This window comes from Streptomyces maremycinicus (assembly GCF_001184025.1).
Classification (GTDB): domain Bacteria; phylum Actinomycetota; class Actinomycetes; order Streptomycetales; family Streptomycetaceae; genus Streptomyces; species Streptomyces maremycinicus.
On the sequence record NZ_BBYG01000021.1, the window covers coordinates 118,785 to 134,470 of the forward strand.

The 15,686-nt window shown below is 71.7% G+C and carries 13 protein-coding genes; 5 read left to right on the plus strand and 8 right to left on the minus strand.

Annotation, left to right across the window (positions count from 1 at the left end; genetic code table 11):
* The first annotated feature begins 145 nt into the window (after positions 1 to 145).
* The 4 genes from AOQ37_RS32420 (at position 146) to AOQ37_RS32435 (ending at position 5,803) form a co-directional block, all read left to right on the plus strand.
* Entirely contained in the window at positions 146 to 1,609 is a 1,464-nt protein-coding gene (locus tag AOQ37_RS32420) for an alkaline phosphatase PhoX (RefSeq protein ID WP_062649716.1), read from the plus strand.
* 363 nt (positions 1,610 to 1,972) lie between these two features.
* Positions 1,973 to 3,562 carry a TROVE domain-containing protein gene (locus AOQ37_RS32425; RefSeq protein WP_062649718.1) on the plus strand — a complete coding sequence of 530 codons (1,590 nt, stop codon included), beginning with the start codon at positions 1,973 to 1,975 and terminating at the stop codon, positions 3,560 to 3,562.
* 359 nt (positions 3,563 to 3,921) lie between these two features.
* Positions 3,922 to 4,650 carry a GntR family transcriptional regulator gene (locus AOQ37_RS32430; RefSeq protein WP_234437073.1) on the plus strand — a complete coding sequence of 243 codons (729 nt, stop codon included), beginning with the start codon at positions 3,922 to 3,924 and terminating at the stop codon, positions 4,648 to 4,650.
* 136 nt (positions 4,651 to 4,786) lie between these two features.
* Entirely contained in the window at positions 4,787 to 5,803 is a 1,017-nt protein-coding gene (locus AOQ37_RS32435) for a 1-aminocyclopropane-1-carboxylate deaminase (protein ID WP_062649720.1), read from the plus strand.
* 21 nt (positions 5,804 to 5,824) lie between these two features.
* On the opposite strand, the gene AOQ37_RS32440 is transcribed toward AOQ37_RS32435, so the two are convergent.
* A complete protein-coding gene (locus AOQ37_RS32440; RefSeq protein WP_107085355.1) occupies positions 5,825 to 7,339 on the minus strand; it encodes an MFS transporter in 1,515 nt (504 codons plus the stop codon).
* 167 nt (positions 7,340 to 7,506) lie between these two features.
* Between AOQ37_RS32440 and AOQ37_RS32445 the strand changes: the two genes are divergently transcribed.
* Positions 7,507 to 8,079, plus strand: a complete 573-nt coding sequence (locus AOQ37_RS32445) for a TetR/AcrR family transcriptional regulator (RefSeq protein ID WP_062649721.1) — start codon at positions 7,507 to 7,509, stop codon at positions 8,077 to 8,079.
* Positions 8,080 to 8,284: 205 nt separating this feature from the next.
* Here the strand turns inward: AOQ37_RS32445 and AOQ37_RS32450 are convergent, their stop codons facing one another.
* The 7 genes from AOQ37_RS32450 to AOQ37_RS32480 form a co-directional block, all read right to left on the minus strand.
* The gene (locus tag AOQ37_RS32450) at positions 8,285 to 9,472 is read right to left on the minus strand and encodes a TerD family protein (protein ID WP_062649723.1); all 1,188 of its coding nucleotides are present in this window, start codon (positions 9,470 to 9,472) and stop codon (positions 8,285 to 8,287) included.
* Between the two features lie 104 nt (positions 9,473 to 9,576).
* Positions 9,577 to 10,566, minus strand: a complete 990-nt coding sequence (locus AOQ37_RS32455) for a zinc-dependent alcohol dehydrogenase family protein (protein ID WP_062649725.1) — start codon at positions 10,564 to 10,566, stop codon at positions 9,577 to 9,579.
* The gene (locus AOQ37_RS32460) at positions 10,563 to 11,387 is read right to left on the minus strand and encodes a carbohydrate ABC transporter permease (protein WP_020130505.1); all 825 of its coding nucleotides are present in this window, start codon (positions 11,385 to 11,387) and stop codon (positions 10,563 to 10,565) included. Before AOQ37_RS32460 ends, AOQ37_RS32455 begins: the two co-directional genes overlap by 4 nt.
* Positions 11,384 to 12,322, minus strand: a complete 939-nt coding sequence (locus AOQ37_RS32465; protein ID WP_062649727.1) for a carbohydrate ABC transporter permease — start codon at positions 12,320 to 12,322, stop codon at positions 11,384 to 11,386. Before AOQ37_RS32465 ends, AOQ37_RS32460 begins: the two co-directional genes overlap by 4 nt.
* The gene (locus tag AOQ37_RS32470) at positions 12,319 to 13,689 is read right to left on the minus strand and encodes an ABC transporter substrate-binding protein (RefSeq protein WP_062649729.1); all 1,371 of its coding nucleotides are present in this window, start codon (positions 13,687 to 13,689) and stop codon (positions 12,319 to 12,321) included. Before AOQ37_RS32470 ends, AOQ37_RS32465 begins: the two co-directional genes overlap by 4 nt.
* Before the next feature lie 78 nt (positions 13,690 to 13,767).
* Entirely contained in the window at positions 13,768 to 14,538 is a 771-nt protein-coding gene (locus AOQ37_RS32475) for a DeoR/GlpR family DNA-binding transcription regulator (protein WP_062649731.1), read from the minus strand.
* A gap of 263 nt (positions 14,539 to 14,801) precedes the next feature.
* On the minus strand, positions 14,802 to 15,626 hold the full coding sequence (locus tag AOQ37_RS32480) for an NAD-dependent epimerase/dehydratase family protein (RefSeq protein ID WP_062649733.1): 825 nt from the start codon (positions 15,624 to 15,626) through the stop codon (positions 14,802 to 14,804).
* Between the last annotated feature and the right edge of the window lie 60 nt (positions 15,627 to 15,686).

Here is a 15,686-nt window from a genome sequence, read left to right on the forward strand (position 1 = left end):
CGCGGCCCGACGCGTACGGATTCACGGAAGCGGGTCCCCTGAAGTCGCCTTCCGTTCAACTCCCGTTCAGGCATGGACGGGACGGTGACGCCGAACCGAGGTCCGCCACCCTCCACGGCACTTCCACCGCGTCTCAGGAGACACCATGTCGCTCACCCGCAGGGACTTCGCCCGACAATCCGCGATCACCGGTGCCGGGGTCGCGCTGGCGGGCAGCGTCGGCGCCCTCGCCACCGCGCCGAACGCCCTCGCGTCCACCGAGACCGAGACCGCGGCGGACACCGCGGAGGCGAAGCAGACGTCGGCCTCCGGACACCACGGGGTCGGCTACGGTCCGCTGCTGCCCGACCCCGACGGCATCCTCGCGCTGCCCGCTGGATTCGAGTACCGCGTCATCACCTACAGCGGCAGGACGAAGCTGGAGTCCGGCGAGATCACGCCGTCCAACCACGACGGCACCGCCGCCTTCAGCGGCCCGCGCGGCGCGACCCTGCTCGTCAACAACCACGAGCTGAAGGGCCCGCGCGCGAGCTGGGCGTACCCGGTCCCGCTCACCGAGGGCCTCGTCTACGACCCGGCGGCGGCCGGCGGCTGCACGGTCGTCGAGGTGCGCCCCGGCGGCCATGTCGCGGAATGGGTCGGCATCGCCGGCACCTCCACCAACTGCGCGGGCGGCACCACCCCCTGGGACACCTGGCTGACCGGTGAGGAGACCGAGGACAAGGCCGGCCAGAACGGCATGACCAAGGACCACGGCTACATCTTCGAGGTCGACCCCGCGGACCGCCGCGCCAACCGTGCCCCCAAGCCCATCAAGGCGTTCGGCCGGTACGCCCACGAGGCCGTCGTCATCGACCCCAAGCGCGGCCACGCCTACCTCACCGAGGACGCCTCGGGCCCCAACGGACTGCTCTTCCGCTGGACCCCGCCGGCCGGGTTCCGTCACGGCCGCGGCAAGCTGCGCACCCTCGCCGACGACGCCGGCGTCCTCCAGGCCTTCAAGTGCTTCGACTCCGGCGGCAAGTTCGTCGACGACCTCTCCCGGGCCACGAAGATCGGCACGGTCTACGGCGTCGACTGGATCGACGTCCCCGACCGCGACGCCAGGTCGGTGCCCGTCCGCAAGCAGTTCACCGACGGTCAGGTCACCCGCGCCCGCAAGCTGGAGGGCATGTGGTGGGGCGACGGAGGCACCTACATCGTCTCCTCCTACGCCCGTGACGAGAGCCCCGTCCAGCACGACGGCGCCGTCTGGTTCTACGACCCCAAGCGCCGCACCCTGACCCTGAAGGTGCTGCTCGGCGTCAACCCCGACCCGTCCGTCGACGGCGCCTTCGACGGCCCCGACAACATCACCGTCTCCCCGTACGGCGGCCTCGTCATCGCCGAGGACGGCGAGGGCGTCCAGCACCTGTTCGGCGCCACCGACAGCGGCCGCACCTATCCCATCGCCCGCAACGAACTGAACATCGGCACCGCGGACGAACCGGAATACAGCGAGTTCACCGGCGTCACCTTCTCGCCCGACGGCCACACCCTGTACGCCAACATCCAGACCCCGGGCATCATGCTGGCGATCACCGGACCCTGGAAGCGCCAGAAGCGGTAATTCACCGGCGCCGTTTAATTCGTTCGCGACTTCCGTGCTGCGTCTCCTAGATTGAGATCACGACAACGCACCTCCCGGTGCGCAGGCTGCGGCTACTTCTTTGCAACAGAAATCGACGCCGCCGACGACTCGATCTCGGGAGGCGCAGCATTGCGGTGGGTGCCCGGTGCGCAGGCAACGGTTACTTCATTGGATCGGACGGTCGCGGGTTCGAGTCCCGTCATCGACTCTGGGTCGATGTAGCTCAGTCGGGTAGAGCATCTGGCTAAGTCCGTCGCCGACTCCTGATCTCGGGCACCTTCCCCATGCTGCGCCACTCCCCGATACACGATGTATTGAGTATTGAATTCGGGGGAATTCATCATGGCGCGCTTCAATGTCCGTGCCCGTGAGCCGCGGCCCACCTCGCCCGTGACCACCACGGGCCGTACGCTCCGCACGCACGAGGGCGGCCGAGGGTACGAGCGGGACGCCCGCTCCGAGCTCTTCCTGCTCGCGGTGGCCAACTTCGTCTCCCAGCGGACCTTCTACGAGACCGGCGCCGCCCGCGACGACCGCTACACGACGCTGGTGCGCGAACTCGCCGTCAGCGACCCGTCCTGGACGGCCGGACTGCTCGGCTGGCTGCGCGGCGAGGGCAACCTGCGTACCGCCGCGGTCGTCGGCGCCGCCGAGTACGTCAAGGCGCGTCTGGCGGCGGGCGTCACCGCGGGCCCGTCGAACCGGCAGGTCGTGGACTCCGTGCTGCGGCGGCCCGACGAGCCCGGCGAACTGCTCGCGTACTGGACGGCCACGTACGGCCGCAGCGTTCCCAAGCCCGTCAAGCGCGGGATCGCCGACGCCGTGCGGCGGCTGTACACCAGCAGGTCGCTGCTGAAGTACGACACCGCGTCCAAGGGCTACCGCTTCGGTGACGTCCTCAACCTGGTGCACGCGGCGCCGGACCCGGACAAGCCCTGGCAGGGCGAGCTGTTCCGGTACGCGCTGGACCGCCGGCACCACCCGGACACGGCTGTGCCGCCCGCCTCGGACCGCGTCCTGAACACGCACCGCGAGCTGATGGCGCTGCCCGTCGAGGACCGGCGGGCGGTGGTCACCTCGCAGGCCGGGGCCGAACGGCTCGCGACGGCCGGCATGACCTGGGAGGCGCTGGCGGGCTGGCTCCAGGGGCCGATGGACAGGGCGGCCTGGGAGGCGGTCATCCCCTCGATGGGGGCCATGGCCGCGACCCGCAACCTGCGCAACTTCGACGAGGCGGGTGTCTCCGACGAGGTCGCCGCGCGGGTGGCGGCGAAGATCAGCGACCCGGCCGAGGTGGCGCGCTCGCGGCAGTACCCCTTCCGGTACCTCGCCGCGTACCAGCACGCGCCGTCGCTGCGCTGGGCGTACCCGCTGGAGCGGGCGCTCGGCCACTCGCTGGCCAACGTGCCCGCCCTGCCCGGCCGGACGCTGGTGCTCGTCGACCGGTCCGGTTCGATGTTCTACGCACGGTTGTCGGACCGTTCCGAGCTCAGCCGGGCCGACGCGGCGGCGATCTTCGGCACGGCGCTCGCACTGCGGGCGGCCGACGCCGATCTCGTCGAGTTCGGCACCAGCAGCAACACGATCACGTTCCGTCAGGAGGATTCGATGCTGAAGATTCTGGAGCGCTTCGGAGACCTCGGTGGTACGGACACCACCGAGGCCGTGCGCCGGCACTACCGCGGCCACGACCGGGTGCTGATCGTCACCGACGAGCAGTACGCGGCCGGCCGCCACGGCGCCCCGACCGACCAGGTTCCGGCGCACGTTCCGGTCTACACCTGGAACCTGGCCGGCCACCGCGCGGGCCACGGCCCGTCGGGCAAGGGGAACCGGCACACCTTCGGCGGCCTGTCGGACGCCGCCTTCCGGATGGTGCCGCTGCTCGAGGCCGCCGACGACACCCGCTGGCCGTGGGTGGCCGCGGCCTGAGCGCCGGGACCCGGTTCGGCCGAGTCGTGAGACCTGGTAATGGCCGATGAGCAACCGGTGGTCGGCCGTCATGCCGAGGGGCCGGGAGTCGTAGTAGTCCGCGACTCCCGGCCTTCCCGTGCTGTACGGGCGCAGGCCCCGGAAGACCGCGTCCCCGGTGAAGCGGGCGGCGACCCGCCCGGGTGCGTGCGCGTCGACCGCGGCCTTCCACCGGTCCAGTACGCCGCGCGGGATCGCCTCGTCGTCCGTCGTACCGCTGCTCGCCCGGCGTGAGTCCTGCGTCAGCCCTGCCGTGAGCCCTGCGTCGGCCCGGCGTGAGCCTTGCGGGGGCGGTCGACTGATATCTAACATTTCAGTTCATGGAGACTGTGCCGCGCACTCTGCTCAGGGACCGCGCCTACGCGGCGATCCGGGACGCCATCGTGGCCGGGGAGATCGCCCCCGGCGCGGCGGTGCGCGACGCCGATCTCGCCGAGCGGCTCGGGCTGTCCCGGGCGCCGGTGCGGGAGGCGTTCGCCCGGCTCGTGGACGAGGGGCTGCTGGAGAGCAAGCCGCAGAGCTACACACGGGTGACCCCGGTCGTCGCCGCCGAGGTAAGGGACGCGGCCGCCGTGGTCGGCGCGATGCACGAGCTGGTCACCCGGGTGGCCGTGCCCCGGCTGTTCGCGGCGGACGTCGAGGTCATGCGCGAGGCCAACGAGCGGTTCACCGGCGCGGTACGGGCCGGGGACGTGGACGCGGCCCTGAGCGCCGACGACGCCCTGCACGACGTTCTCGTCCGGGCCGCCGGCAACCGCGCGGCGGCCGCGACCATCGCCCGCTACACCCCTCTCATCCGGCGGCTGGAGCGACGGCGCTTCGGCGAGGGCGGCACCTGCCGTTCGGCCGGACTGCACGGCCGGCTGATCGAGGCCTGCGCGGGCGGTGACGTGGACGGCGCGGTCCGTGTCACGGCGGAGATCTGGCACACCCTCGCGGACCTCGCCGACCCCGAAGACCTCGCGGACCTCGCCGAATCCGAAGACCTCGCGGACCTCGTCGGCCCCGAAAACCCTGCGGCCGGCCGGCCGAGCGATCGACCGGCGTGACCGGCCGACGACGGGACTGTCCGACCGTATGCCCGAATGGCCGCGTGGCCACGTGACCGACGCGGCCGAGTGACCCGGCGGTCCACCGCTCCAGCCGGACGACCGCTCCAGGCGACCCACTGCTCCAGGAGGCCCCATGTCCCTGTCCTCGTACGCGCGTTACCCGCTCCTCTTCGGTCCCTCCCCGGTCCATCCGATGGAACGGCTCACCGCCCACCTCGGCGGGGCGGCGCTCTGGGCGAAGCGGGAGGACTGCAACTCCGGTATCGCGTACGGCGGGAACAAGACCCGCAAGCTGGAGTACCTGGTCGCCGACGCGCTCGCGCAGGGCTGCGACACGCTCGTCTCGATCGGCGGTGTGCAGTCCAACCACACCCGTCAGGTCGCCGCCGTCGCGGCCCGCGCCGGGCTGAAGTGCGTGCTGGTGCAGGAGAGCTGGGTGGACTGGCCCGACTCCGTGTACGACAAGGTCGGCAACATCCTCATCAGCCGGCTGGCCGGGGCCGATGTGCGCCTGGTCCGGGCCGGGTTCGGGATCGGCTTCAAGGAGAGCTGGGAACTGGCGCTCAGGGAGGTCGAGGAGTCGGGCGGGAAGCCGTACGCCATCCCGGCCGGAGCCTCCGACCATCCGCTCGGCGGCCTGGGCTTCGCCGGCTGGGCGTACGAAGTCGCCGAGCAGGAGCGGGAGGCGGGCGTCTTCTTCGACACGGTGATCGTCTGTTCGGTGACCGGGTCGACGCAGGCCGGCATGGTCGCCGGGTTCGCCGCGCTGGAGGAGGCGGGCGGTCGGACCCGGCGCGTCATCGGGATCGACGCCTCGGCGGAGCCCACCGGGACCCGTGCGCAGATCGCCCGCATCGCACACCGCACCGGGCGACTCATCGGTCTCCGGCGCGAGGTGGGCGTCGAGGACATCGAGCTGGACGAGCGGTACCACGCCGGTGTCTACGGCGTCCCGGACGAGACGACGCTGGAGGCGATGCGGCTCGCCGCGCGGACCGAGGGCATGGTCACCGACCCCGTCTACGAGGGGAAGTCGATGGCCGGGCTCATCGACCTGGTCGCGCGCGGCGAGATCGGCCGCGACTCCACCGTGCTGTACGCGCACCTGGGCGGGCAGCCCGCGCTGAACGCGTACAGCGCGCTGTTCTAGGTTGCGTCCGCCGGGCGGGGCCTAGCCGTCCAGGGCCGGGCTCCTCCGCCCGCCCCCGATCGCGACGGCGGCCGTCAGCAGGGCCGCCAGCGCGATCAGCGCGGCCGCGCCGAAGGCCCGGGCCGCGCCGTGGGTGAGGATCTCGGCCGGGCTGCCGGTCGCGTGCCGGGTGGCCGTCCCGTACACGGTGACCAGCACGGACAGACCGAGCGTGCCGCCGAGCCACTGCAAGCTCTGGAGCAGGCCGGAGGCGGCGCCGGCCTGCTCGGGACCGACCTTCGCGAGGATCGTGGCGTTCAGCGGCATCAGGGCCAGGCCGATGCCGACGCCCAACAGCAGCAGCGGGCCGAGCAGCCCCGTCGCATAGCCGTCGTCGGGGCCGATCCGCCACAGCCAGACCCCGGAGCCGGCGAGCAGCGTCATCCCGGTCAGGATCAGCGGCCTGGCGCCGAGGCGGGCGAGCAGCCGGGGGACGAACCGAACGGTCGTGAACATCACCGCCGTCATCGGCAGAAAGGCGAATCCGGCGCGCAACGGGCTGTAGCGCAGCACCTCCTGGGTGATGAGGGTGAGGAAGTAGAAGGCACCGAACATGCCGGCCGGGAGCAGCAGGACGCCGAGGTACGCGCCCGCCCGGTCGCGGTCGGCGAAGAGCCCCAGCGGCATGATCGGCTGCTCCGCGCGGGCTTCGAGCAGGGCGAAGCCGACGAGCAGCGCGGCCGCGCCGGTGAAGCCGAGCAGCGCCAGGGTGTCGCTCCACCCCTCCTGCGAGACCCGGATGAACGCGTACACCAGCGAGCTCGTCCCGGCGGTGCCGGTCAGGGCGCCCGCCGCGTCGAACCGGCCCGCGCGACGAGGGGTCTCGGTGACGAAGCGGGGCAGGGCGAGGGCGACCGCGATCCCGATGGGCACGTTGATCAGCAGGGCCCAGCGCCAGGACGCCCAGGCGGTGAGCATGCCGCCGAGGACCAGGCCGATGGAGGCGCCGATCCCGGCCGTGGAGGAGTAGACGCCGAGGGCGTGGTGGCGGCGGGGGCCCTCGGGGAAGTTGGTGGTGATCAGGGCGAGGGTGCTGGGCGCGGTGAGGGCGGCGCCGGCTCCCTGGAGGGCACGGGCGGCGAGCAGCCAGCCCCCGTCGCCCGCCAGGCCGCCGAGCAGCGAGGAGCCGGCGAACAGCAGCACACCGAGGGCGAGCGTGCGACGGCGGCCGAGGAGGTCGCCGACGCGTCCGCCGAGCAGCAGCAGTCCGCCGAAGGCGAGGGTGTACGCGTTCAGCACCCAGGACAGCCCGGTGGGGGAGAAGCCCAGGTCGTTCCGTATGTCGGGGAGGGCGACATTGACGACCGTGGAGTCGACTCCGACCATGAGATAGGCGGTGACGATCACCAGGAGGACGGCGCCGGGCCGGGCGGCCGTCCCGGGTGGCGCGGCGGGAGGGGGAGGCGCGGCCGAGGCGGCTGCGGTGGTGGTGCCGGTGACCGAGGCGCCGGTGATCGAGGCGTCGGCGGCCGAGGCGGAAGGGGACGGCGTGGACATGGGGTGGCTCCCTGTCTGGTGTCCCCGCTGGAAGTGGTGGAACATGCGGGCAGCACGAAAAGACCCTGGTCGTGGACCCGCAGAGACGAGCGCACTAAGCGGGGACTGTCTCCGTTTAGTGTCTGCCAAAATACGGAGAGAGTCCCCGGTTCGCAAGGAGTAACTGGATGACGCAGGTCAGGCCCATGCGTGCGGACGCTCGCCGCAATTACGAGCGCTTGCTGAAGGTGGCGGCGGAGGCCTTCGCCGAGCATGGGGAGGGAGCCTCCCTCGACGACATCGCCAAACGGGCGGGCGTCGGATCCGGCACGCTGTACCGGCACTTCCCGACCCGTCAGGCACTGCTGGAGGCGGCCTACGTCGACCGGATCGAGGCGCTCGCCGTGCGGGCCGACGAACTCGGCGCGGAACTCCCGCCGGGCGAGGCGCTGGTGGAGTGGCTCAACGAACTGTGCGTCGGCACGATCCAGGTCCGCGGGATGAAGGCCCTGCTGGGCTCCGCCGTCACGGACGGCAGCGCGGCCGCGGTCACCGCCTGCGGTACGAACATGAAGGAGGCGGCGGCCCGGCTGGTGGAGGCGGCGCAGCGGGAGGGCACCCTGCGGGCGGACATCGAGCCCATCGACGTCCTGCGCCTCGCGCACGGGGTGGCGACGGCGTCGGAGCTGGCGAAGGGCGACCGCAGCGCCATCCGGCGGTATGTGTCGCTGCTGACCGAGGGACTGCGTCCCGCGCGGTGACCACGCCGGGCGACTTCGGCGGGGGACAGCGGAGAGGCCGAGGGTGGCGGGGGCAGCGGAGGCCGACGGCGGCGGGGGACGGCAGAGGCCGGCGGTGGAGGCCTCCTGCCTCGGAAGACCGTGGCGGGTGACGGCAGTGGGCGCCCCCGTGGTGGCGGGCGCCCGTGGCTGAGCGGACTGCGGGCCGAGGCCGGCCCAGGTGCGGCTAGAGGGCCTGGGCGCCCGGCTTCACCATGTTCCGTACGGTGCGGGCCTTGACGAAGTCGCCCATGGCCGTCATCTCCCACTCGCCGGAGTACTGCCGGATCAGCTTGGCCATCAGCACGCCCGTCTGCGGTTCGGCGCCGGTGAGGTCGAAGCGGACGAGTTCCTCGCCGCTCGCCGCGTCCACGAGACGGCAGTAGGCCTTGGCGACCTCCGTGAACTTCTGGCCGGAGAAGGAGTTCACCGTGAAGACCAGACCGGAGACCTCCTGCGGGAGCCGGCCGAGATCGACGACGATCACCTCGTCGTCACCGCCGCCCTCGCCGGTGAGGTTGTCCCCGGAGTGCTTGATCGCGCCGTTCACGATGGAGAGCTTGCCGAAATAGCAGCTGTCGATGTGGTTGCGCTGGGGGCCGTAGGCGATGACCGAGGCGTCCAGGTCGATGTCCTTGCCGCGGAACGCCGGCTCCCAGCCCAGCCCCATCTTGACCTGCGAGAGCAGCGGGCGGCCGCCCTTGACGAGGGAGACGGTCTGGTTCTTCTGGAGGCTGACCCGGCCCTTGTCCAGGTTGATCTTCCCCGGGGCGGCGGGCGGCGCGGCGGGCGGCGCCGGGGGCATCGGAGGGGCCGCGGGGGCCACCGGGGACTGCGGCACGGGCGGCGCGGCGACCTGCCGGGGCGGGGCGGCGGGCGCCGGTTCCTCGACCGTCACCCCGAAGTCGGTGGCGATGCCGGCCAGGCCGTTCGCGTACCCCTGGCCGACCGCGCGGGCCTTCCAGGCGCCGTTGCGGAGGTAGATCTCCACGACGACCAGGGCTGTCTCCGAGCCGAGCTGCGGGGGCGTGAAGGTGGCCAGCACGCTGTTGTCGTCCGCGCCGCGGATCGTCGCCGTCGGTTCGACGCCCTGGAACGTCTGCCCCGCGGCGTCCGGGCTGGCGGTGACGACGATCTTCTCGATGCCCGGCGGCAGCGCGGCCGTGTCGACCACGATCGCGTCGGGGGCCGCGCCGCCACCGGAGCGGTAGGTCACGCCGGGGCCGCTCGGCTGGTTGTAGAAGATGAAGTCGTCGTCGGAGCGCACCTTGCCGTCGGCGGTGAGCAGCAGGCCCGAAACGTCGAGCCGCACCGGGGCGGCGACGTCCACCGTGACGCGCGCGGTGGAGAGAGGGATGTTCGAGCCGGGGGTCATAGCTGTCATGCCCGGTGAACGAGCGAGACCACTTTGCCGTTCCCTTACCCGGACCCGAACGGGCCCGGGCACGCAAACGGCGGGGCCGTCGCGGGGGTGCGGGTCTACGGCACCACGACGATCTTGCGGCCGACCCCGGCCGCGAACTGCTCCAGCGCCCGCGGGTACTCCGCCAGCGGCACCCGGTCGCTGATGAAGACCTCCGGGTCCAGCACCCCGTTCGCGAACAGCTCGGCGGCCCGCTCGAAGCTGTGCAGGACGGCCATCGAGCCGGTGATGGTGATCTCCTGGTTGTAGATCCGGTAAGGGTCGATGGTGACCCGGGTCGCGTAGTCGGTGACGCCGAACTGGAGGAACGTCCCCGCCTTCGCCACCCGGCCCAGACCGTCCTGGATCGCCGCCGCGTTCCCGGTCGCGTCCACGACCAGGTCCCAGCCGCTGGGCCGCTCCAGTTCGTCCGCGTTCGCCGCCGTCCCGGAGACGCCCAGCAGGCGCGCGGTCTCCAGCCGCGCCGGGTTCAGGTCCACCACGTCCACGCTCGCCGCGCCGGTGCGCTTCGCCAGCTCCAGCATCATCAGCCCCATCGTCCCGGAGCCGTAGATCAGCACATGCGCGCCCAGCCGCGAGCGCAGCACGTCGTAGCCGCGTACCGCGCACGACAGCGGTTCGATCAGCGCCGCGTCCTGGGTGCGGACGTGCTCGGGCAGCCGTACGCAGTTGGCCACCGGCGCTACCGCGTACTGTGCCGCGCCCCCCGCCGTGGTGACGCCGATCGCGGCCCACCGTTCGCAGAGGTTGTTGTGGCCGGTGCGGCAGTAGCGGCACTCGTGGCAGTACAGGGAGGGGTCCACCGCCACCCGGTCGCCCACCGACACCTCCGTGACCTGGGTGCCCACGCCCACGACCGCGCCGGCGAACTCGTGTCCCGGCACGATGGGCAGCTTCGGCGCGAACTCGCCCTGGAGGATGTGCAGATCGGTGCCGCACAGGCCGCAGGCGGCGACCTCCACGACCACCTCGCGCGGCCCTGGCGTCGGGTCGGGGACCTCGGTGACGACGGCGCGGCCCACGGACTCGATGACGGCGGCCTTCATTTCACGGCTCCCAAGGACAGGCCCTGGACCAGTTTGTCCTGGGCGGCGAACCCCGCGGCGAGCACCGGCAGGGAGATGACGAGCGACGCGGCGCACACCTTCGCCAGGAACAGGCCCTGGCTGGTGATGAAGCCGGTCAGGAAGACGGGGGCGGTCTCAGCGACCACACCGGTGAGCACCCGCGCGAACAGCAGCTCGTTCCAGCTGAAGATGAAGCAGATCAGGGCCGTCGCCGCGATGCCGGGCAGGGCGATCGGGGCGACCACGCGCGCCAGGATCGTGGGCAGCCGCGCGCCGTCCACCCGCGCGGCCTCGATGATCGCCACCGGCACCTCGGCCAGGAACGACTGCATCATCCACACCGCGATCGGCAGGTTCATGGAGGTGTAGAGGATGACCAGCAGCCAGATGTTGTCCAGCATCCCCGCGTTCTTCGCGAACAGGTAGATCGGCAGCAGGCCCGCCACGACCGGCAGCATCTTGGTCGACAGGAAGAAGAACAGGACGTCCGTCCACTTCTTCACCGGCCGGATCGACAGCGCGTAGGCCGCCGGGAGGGCGAGGAGCAGGACGAACAGGGTGGACGCGACCGACGCCACCACCGAGTTGACCAGCGCGGGCCAGGGGCTCGCGCCGCCGCCGGTGCCGAAGAACTCGCGATAGCCGTCGAGGGTGAGGGCGGCGGTGAAGGACGGCGGGTTGGTGGCCGCGTCCTGCTCCGAGTGGAAGGAGGTCAGGGCCATCCAGGCGACCGGCAGGAAGAACACGATCCCGGTCACCCAGGCCAGCAGCCCGAGGCCGCCTCTGCGTACGACGTTCATGCGCGGGACACCTCCTCGCGGAAGAGGGACGAGACGACCCGCAGGGCGAAGGTCGCGATGACGATCGAGCCGATGACCACCAGGACGCCCGCGGCCGAGGCGAGGCCGTTCTCATGGGCCTGGTAGAAGCTCTGGTAGACGGTGTAGGGGAGGTTGGCGGTGCCCAGTCCGCCCGAGGTGATGGTGAAGACGGCGTCGAAGTTCTGGACGATGTAGATCGAGCCGAGCAGGGCGCCCAGTTCCAGGTAGCGGCGCAGGTGCGGGAGGGTCAGATGGCGGAAGATCTGCCAGTCGCTCGCGCCGTCCACCCGGGCCGCCTCGATCTGCTGCTGGTCCCGGCTCTGGAGGCCGGCCAGCAGGATCAGCATCATGAACGGCGTCCACTGCCAGACCAGGGAGGCCTCCACGGCGAGCAGCGGGGTGTCCGAGATCCAGTCCGGCTGAGGACCGCCCACATAGTGCAACAGGCCGTTGAACAGGCCGTATTCGGGGTTGTAGAGCACGTGCTTCCAGAGCAGGGCCGCCGCCACCGGCACCACCAGGAAGGGCGCGATCAGCAGCGTGCGGACCACGCCCCGGCCCCGGAAGCGGCGGTCCAGGAGCAGTGCCAGGCCCAGTCCCAGCACCAGGCTGACCAGCACCACGGTCGCCGTCAGCAGGGCGGTCGTCCACACCGAGTGGCGCAGGTCGGCGTCGGTCAGGACCTGGTGGTAGTTGTCGAAGCCGGTGAAGCGACGGGCGTTCGGGTAGAGCGCGTTCCAGTCGAAGAACGAGATCACCACCGTGGCCACGAACGGGAGCTGGGTGACCACGATCATGAAGGCCAGGGCGGGGAGCAGCGGGGCCCGGGTCGCCCAGGCGCGCAGCCTGGCGTTCGGGCCGCGCCGGGTGGGTGCGGGAGGTGCGGCCACGGGGGCCGTCGTGGTCGCGGTCATCGTCCCTCGTACTCCTCGGAGATCCGCTCGGCGAGCGCTTGCGACTTGTTCAGGGCCGACTCGACGGACTGGCGTCCGGCGATGGCCGCGCTGATCTCCTGGGAGACCTTGGTGCCGAGGTCGGTGAACTCGGGGATGCCGACGAACTGGATGCCGGGCGCGGGCCGCGGCTGCGTTCCCGGGTCGTTGGGCTTCGCCGCCTCGATGGCCTGCTTCGTCATGTCCTGGAAGGCGGACGCCTCCGCGCGGTAGTCCGCGTTCTCGTAGGTCGACGCCCGCTTGCCGGCCGGCACGTTCGACCAGCCGATCTCCTCGCCGACCAGCTGCTCGTACTCCTTGCTCGACGCCCAGGAGACGAACTTCCAGGCCTTGTCGGCGTTGCGGGAGGCCTTCTGGATGCCCCAGGCCCAGGTGTAGAGCCAGCCGGAGGACCGCGTCTGCTCCACGGGTGCGGGCGCGTAGCCCATCTTGCCCTTGACCGGGGACTTTTCCGCCTCCAGGGAGCCGGCCGCGGAGGTGGCGTCGTACCACATGGCGACCTTGCCCTGGGTCATGTTGTTGAGGCACTCGGCGAAGCCGGACTGGGCGGCTCCGGACTCGCCGTGGTCGCGGACCAGGTCGACGTAGAACTTCGTCGCCTTCTCGAAGGCGGGTGAGTCGAGCCGCGCCTTCCAGTCCTGGTCGAACCAGGTGCCGCCGAAGGTGTTCACCACGGTCGTCAGGGGTGCCATCACCTCGCCCCAGCCGGGCAGCCCGCGCAGGCAGATGCCCTTCATGCCGGGCTCGGCGCCGTCCGTCGCGGCGGCGAGATCGGCCACCTGCTGCCAGGTGGGGTGGGCGGGCATCGTCAGGCCCTTCGCCGCGAACACGTCCTTGCGGTACATCAGGAAGGACGACTCGCCGTAGAAGGGCTGGCCGTAGAGTTTCCCGTCGTCCCCGGTGAGGGACTCGCGCATCGGCTTCAGGACGTCCTGCTCGTCGTAGGCGGGGTCCGCCGCCACGTACGAGTCCATCGCGTGCAGCCAGCCGTTGCGGGCGTAGATGGGTATCTCGTAGTTCGACAGGGTCGCCACGTCGTACTGGCCCGCCTGGTTGGCGAAGTCCTGGCTGATCTTGTCGCGGACGTCGTTCTCCGGCAGCAGGGTGAAGCTGACCTTGATGCCGGTCTCCTTGGTGAAGTGGTCGGCGGTCAGCTTCTGGAGCTCGGTCATCTGGGGGTTGTTGACCATGAGGACGTTGATGGAGTCGCCGCCGGAACCCGCCCCGCCGGCCCCGGCCCAGCAGCCGGAGAGCAGCGGGGCGAGCAGCGTCCCTGCGGCGACCGCGGCGAGCGTGGCTCGCGGCCTCCGTCGGCTCTGGGTGCGCATGGATCGCTCCTGGACATAGTGGGATGTATCGGGCGCCCCGAGGCGTGGTGGTGCCCTCGGAGTGGGTGGTTCGGGGGTTCAGACCCGGATGACCTGAGGCCCCAGCAGTGAGTACCGGTGGGCTTCGGCCGCCGGCAGCAAGGTGCTCGTCACGATCGCCTCCAGGGCGCCCACCTCGGCGAACCGGCAGAAGCTGACCGCCCCGAACTTGGAGTGCACGCCGGTGAAGACCACCCGCCGGGCCGCCCGCACCGCCTGTGCCTTGACCTCGCCGACCGCCGGGTCCGGGGTGGTGAGGCCGTGTTCGCGGGAGATGCCGTTGGCGCCGATGTAGGCGAGGTCGACGACGAAGCCGGCCAGCATCTTCGTCGTCCAGTGGTCGACGGTGGCGAGAGTCCCGGAGCGGACCCGGCCGCCGAGCAGCAGCACGGACATGTTCTCGGTCCCGGCGAGCGCGCCCGCGACCGGCAGCGAGGCGGTGACCACGGTCAGCGGGCGGTCCCCGGGCAGCGCCTCGGCGATGAGCTGCGGGGTGAAGCCCTCGTCGACGAAGACCGTCTCGGCGTCCCCGAGCAGGGCGGCCGCCGCGGCGGCGATCCGGCGCTTCTCGGGCACATGGCTGGTGGCGCGGAAGGCCAGCGTCGTCTCGAAGCCGGCGCTCTCCACGGGATAGGCGCCGCCGTGCGTGCGGCGCACCAGGCCGTGGTCCTCCAGGGCGCGCAGATCGCGTCGTACGGTCTCCCTGGCCACGCCCAGTTCGGTGGCGAGCGTGGTGACGTCGACCGCGCCGGTGGCGCGCGCGGCACGCACGATCTCGCGCTGACGCTCCTCCGCCGTCCTCGGGGTCACGTCGTCACCTCGCTCTCCCGCCGTCGTGCCCGTTCGGGCCCGGTGGGACCCATGGGGGAAGTTCTACAGCGGGTGCGCGGCACTGACCAGGTCTGTTGCGGGCCCGATACTGCCCGGGTGGGCCCGTTTGCCCGTCGGGCCGCCCGGCGCGGACCTGCGGGGCAGCCGGGGGGCGGGTGGGAACGGGCAGGGTGCGTGCCCGGATACGCCGGCGGGCGGGCCCGTTCGGTGCCCGCCCGTCGTCGGTGAGGTCCGCTTTCCGGTCAGTACGGCCAGATCGGGGGGTCGCTGACGAAGTGGCCGCCCAGGTAGGCGTGGGCGATGTTCTCCGGGTCCAGCTCGCCCTGCTCGGCGATCAGCTTCTCGGCGTACGGCTCCGAGTCGTCCTGCGGCTCGTAGCCGAGCGCCCGCGCGGTGCCGAGGTCCCACCACAGCCGGGTGTTGGCGGAGGAGCCGTAGACGACGGTGTGGCCCACGTTCTCGGCGGTCAGGGCCGCGTGGAAGAGGCGGGCGCCGTCGGCCGGGCTCATCCACACCGACAGCATCCGCACGCTGGTGGGTTCGGCGAAGCAGGAGCCGATGCGTACCGACACGCTCTCCAGGCCGTGCTTGTCCCAGTAGAGCTGGGCGAGGTCCTCGCCGAAGGACTTGGACAGGCCGTAGAAGGTGTCCGGGCGGCGCGGGGTGTCGATCGGGATCAAGTCGGCCTCGTCGGGCGACGGGCCGCCGCCGGGACGGGGGGTGAAGCCGACCGCGTGGTTGGAGGAGGCGAAGACGACGCGCTGCACGCCCTCCTCGCGGGCCGCCTCGTACAGGTGGTACGTGCCCGCGATGTTCGCGCCGAGGATCTTCTCGAAGGGGGCTTCCAGCGAGATGCCGGCGAGGTGGATGATCGCGTCGACACCCCGCACGGCCTCCCGGACCGCCTCCTTGTCGGCCAGGTCCGCGACGATCGCGTGCGGCGCGTCGTCGATCGGGCGCAGGTCGAGCAGGCGCAGCTCGTAGCCGTAGGCGGGCAGCAGCTCCCGCATCAGGGTGCCGAGGCCGCCGGCGGCGCCGGTGAGCAGGACGGTGCGCGGAGCGGGCATCCTCGGGTCTCCTTGGATCATGGGGCGGGTGATCATGGGATGGGTGGACGCATGTGTGGC

What these genes read in the sequence shown, in the direction of transcription:
- AOQ37_RS32420 (WP_062649716.1), top strand. Translation starts at nt 146, where the DNA reads ATGTCGCTCACCCGCAGGGACTTCGCCCGACAATCCGCGATCACCGGT.
- AOQ37_RS32425 (WP_062649718.1), top strand. Translation starts at nt 1,973, where the DNA reads ATGGCGCGCTTCAATGTCCGTGCCCGTGAGCCGCGGCCCACCTCGCCC.
- AOQ37_RS32430 (WP_234437073.1), top strand. Translation starts at nt 3,922, where the DNA reads ATGGAGACTGTGCCGCGCACTCTGCTCAGGGACCGCGCCTACGCGGCG.
- AOQ37_RS32435 (WP_062649720.1), top strand. Translation starts at nt 4,787, where the DNA reads ATGTCCCTGTCCTCGTACGCGCGTTACCCGCTCCTCTTCGGTCCCTCC.
- AOQ37_RS32440 (WP_107085355.1), bottom strand. Translation starts at nt 7,339, where the DNA reads ATGTCCACGCCGTCCCCTTCCGCCTCGGCCGCCGACGCCTCGATCACC.
- AOQ37_RS32445 (WP_062649721.1), top strand. Translation starts at nt 7,507, where the DNA reads ATGACGCAGGTCAGGCCCATGCGTGCGGACGCTCGCCGCAATTACGAG.
- AOQ37_RS32450 (WP_062649723.1), bottom strand. Translation starts at nt 9,472, where the DNA reads ATGACCCCCGGCTCGAACATCCCTCTCTCCACCGCGCGCGTCACGGTG.
- AOQ37_RS32455 (WP_062649725.1), bottom strand. Translation starts at nt 10,566, where the DNA reads ATGAAGGCCGCCGTCATCGAGTCCGTGGGCCGCGCCGTCGTCACCGAG.
- AOQ37_RS32460 (WP_020130505.1), bottom strand. Translation starts at nt 11,387, where the DNA reads ATGAACGTCGTACGCAGAGGCGGCCTCGGGCTGCTGGCCTGGGTGACC.
- AOQ37_RS32465 (WP_062649727.1), bottom strand. Translation starts at nt 12,322, where the DNA reads ATGACCGCGACCACGACGGCCCCCGTGGCCGCACCTCCCGCACCCACC.
- AOQ37_RS32470 (WP_062649729.1), bottom strand. Translation starts at nt 13,689, where the DNA reads ATGCGCACCCAGAGCCGACGGAGGCCGCGAGCCACGCTCGCCGCGGTC.
- AOQ37_RS32480 (WP_062649733.1), bottom strand. Translation starts at nt 15,626, where the DNA reads ATGCCCGCTCCGCGCACCGTCCTGCTCACCGGCGCCGCCGGCGGCCTC.